A 2,734-nucleotide genomic window follows, 5' to 3' on the forward strand; every position below is an offset into this window, starting at 1 on the left:
GCTCGACGGTGGTGTTTTGGCTTTCGTCGAGAATAATAAAGCAGTTGTTCAGCGTACGACCGCGCATGTAAGCCAGCGGTGCAACTTCAATCACCTGACGCTCGATCAACTTGGCGACGTATTCGAAGCCGAGCATTTCGTAGAGCGCGTCATACAGCGGGCGCAAGTACGGGTCGATCTTTTGTGCCAGATCGCCGGGCAGGAAACCAAGTTTTTCGCCCGCTTCGACCGCCGGACGCACCAGCAAGATGCGCCGGATCTGCTCGCGCTCAAGCGCATCCACGGCACACGCCACCGCAAGATAGGTCTTGCCAGTACCCGCAGGGCCGATGCCGAAGTTGATGTCGTTGGCGAGGATTTCTTTGACGTAACGCTGCTGATTCAAGCCGCGCGGGCGAATCATGCCCTTTTTGGTACGCAGGGCTACGCCGACTTCGGCAGCAGGGTGGTTGTCCAGTTCTTCGACGCCTGATTCCTGAAGGAACAGGTGAACCATGTCTGGTGACAGCTCGGTACCTTTGGTTTCTCGGTACAGGCGCCGCAGCAGGTTTTCAGCCGAAGTGGTGTGTTGGGATTCGCCAATCAATTCGAATTGATTACCGCGGTTGCGGATTTCGATGTTCAGGCGTTGTTCGATCAAGCGTAAATGCTCGTCGAGTTGCCCGCACAGATTTGCGAATCGATGGGCCTCAAAAGGTTCGAGGATAAAACGATGTGGTTCTATGGGAGCGTTCAAGGTCGTTTTTAGCCGCCCTACGGCAATGGAGATGACTGGAGAATAACCCCTAGTGGTCGGTGGACGAAAGCCTTCACTTACTAATGGTGATGCGGGAGTCGATTCTCCGCTTTGCTGCCCCGCAGCCAGCTCGGTCCCTGTAGGAGCTGCCGAAGGCTGCGATTGACCATAAAATGGTCGTTGTGAATTAAGTCACTGAAGGTTGTTCCAACCTTATCGCAGCCTTCGGCAGCTCCTACACGTGCAGCATTACTGCAACAACGACCCGCGCAGCGAGTGGGGTTGTGCGTCGTCGATGTGCACGTCAGCGAACTGGCCGATCAACTTGGGGTTGTCGCAGCGGAAGTTGACGATCCGGTTGTTCTCGGTGCGCCCTTGCAGCTCGCCGGGGTCTTTTTTCGAGTAATCGGTGACCAGAATTCGCTGAGTGCTGCCCACCATCTGCCGGCTGATCTCGTAACCCTGCTGATTCAGGCGATGCTGCAAAGCCGCCAGACGTTCCTTTTTCAGGGCTTCGGGGGTTTCGTCTTTAATATCCGCCGCAGGTGTTCCCGGGCGCGGGCTATAAACGAAGGAAAACGAGAAGTCGAAGTTGACGTCTTCGATCAGCTTCATAGTCTGCTCGAAATCTTTTTCCGTCTCGCCGGGGAAGCCGACGATAAAGTCCGAACTGATGCTGATGCCCGGAACCGCAGCCCTGAGTTTGCGCAGCTTGGATTTGTATTCGAGTGCGGTGTGGTTGCGCTTCATCGCCGACAGAATCCGGTCGGAGCCCGATTGCACCGGCAAATGCAGGTGCTTGACCAGCTCCGGCACTTCGGCGTGGGCCAGGATCAGGCTGTCCGAGAACTCCAGCGGATGCGAGGTGGTGTAGCGAATGCGGTCGATACCGTCCACAGCCGCCACGGTGCGGATCAGCTCTGCCAGGTCCGCCAGGCGCCCATCGTGGGTGGTGCCGCGATAACCGTTGACGTTTTGGCCCAGCAGCGTCACTTCGCGTACGCCGTTTTCGGCCAAATGCATGACCTCGCTGACCACGTCATCGAACGGCCGGCTGACTTCTTCGCCACGGGTATAAGGCACGACGCAGAACGTGCAGTACTTACTGCAACCTTCCATCACCGACACATAAGCGCTCGGCCCGTCGACGCGGGGCTCTGGCAGGTGGTCGAATTTCTCGATTTCCGGGAACGACACGTCAACCTGCGGCAGCCCTGTGAGGCGTGCGGCGTTGATCATTTCTGGCAAGCGGTGCAGGGTTTGCGGACCGAACACCACGTCTACGTAGGGTGCGCGATCACGAATCGCCGCGCCTTCCTGGCTCGCGACGCAACCGCCAACCGCGATCACCATCTCCGGGTTGGCCAGTTTCAGTTCACGCCAGCGCCCCAGCTGGGAATACACACGGTCTTGGGCGCGTTCGCGAATAGAACAGGTATTAAGCAGGATGACGTCGGCATCTTCTGCGCGAGCAGTGACTTCCAGGGCTTGATGTTCGCCCAGCAGATCGACCATGCGCGAGCTGTCGTACTCGTTCATTTGGCAACCGTGGGTTTCGATATAAAGCTTCTTGGCCATGCGTGATCATCAGGTGGTTCGAAGAACCGCGCATTATAGAGGCGTGAGTGTCTGGTTCCTAGCGCTGACTGTCCAACGGGCATGCTATAGTTCGCGCCCTCTTTAAGCCCCTGATTGTTACCTGCCTGCTATGACCAAACGCGAAGCTCCAATTTACAAGGTGATTTTTCTCAACCAGGGACAGGTGTTCGAAATGTACGCCAAGCAAATCTATCAGAGCGATCTGTGGGGTTTCCTTGAGGTGGAAGAATTCGTCTTCGGCGAGCGTACGACCGTGGTGGTAGACCCGAGTGAAGAGAAGCTCAAGGCTCAGTTCGAAGGCGTAGTGCGCAGTTTTGTGCCGATGCACTCGATTGTGCGCATCGATGAAGTCGAGCGTGTCGGCACGCCGGAGATCAGTGAAGCGCGGGGCACGAGCAA

Annotated in this window: 3 protein-coding genes; 1 reads left to right on the plus strand and 2 read right to left on the minus strand. The window is 56.9% G+C overall.

What is annotated here, in order from left to right; genetic code table 11:
• Together M0974_RS12490 and miaB are read right to left on the minus strand one after the other, a co-directional pair.
• The coding region (locus M0974_RS12490; protein ID WP_297836705.1) for a PhoH family protein at positions 1–736 on the minus strand (736 nt) is incomplete at its 3' end.
• 249 nt (positions 737–985) lie between these two features.
• Positions 986–2,314 (minus strand): tRNA (N6-isopentenyl adenosine(37)-C2)-methylthiotransferase MiaB, encoded by a 1,329-nt coding sequence (miaB, locus tag M0974_RS12495; protein ID WP_297836707.1) that lies wholly within the window; start codon positions 2,312–2,314, stop codon positions 986–988.
• Between the two features lie 130 nt (positions 2,315–2,444).
• On the opposite strand from miaB, the gene M0974_RS12500 reads away from it, so the two are divergent.
• The coding region (locus tag M0974_RS12500) for a DUF1820 family protein (protein ID WP_297836710.1) at positions 2,445–2,734 on the plus strand (290 nt) is incomplete at its 3' end.

Origin of the sequence: Pseudomonas sp. (genome assembly GCF_026224925.1) — a bacterium.
Classification (GTDB): Bacteria; Pseudomonadota; Gammaproteobacteria; order Pseudomonadales; family Pseudomonadaceae; genus Aquipseudomonas.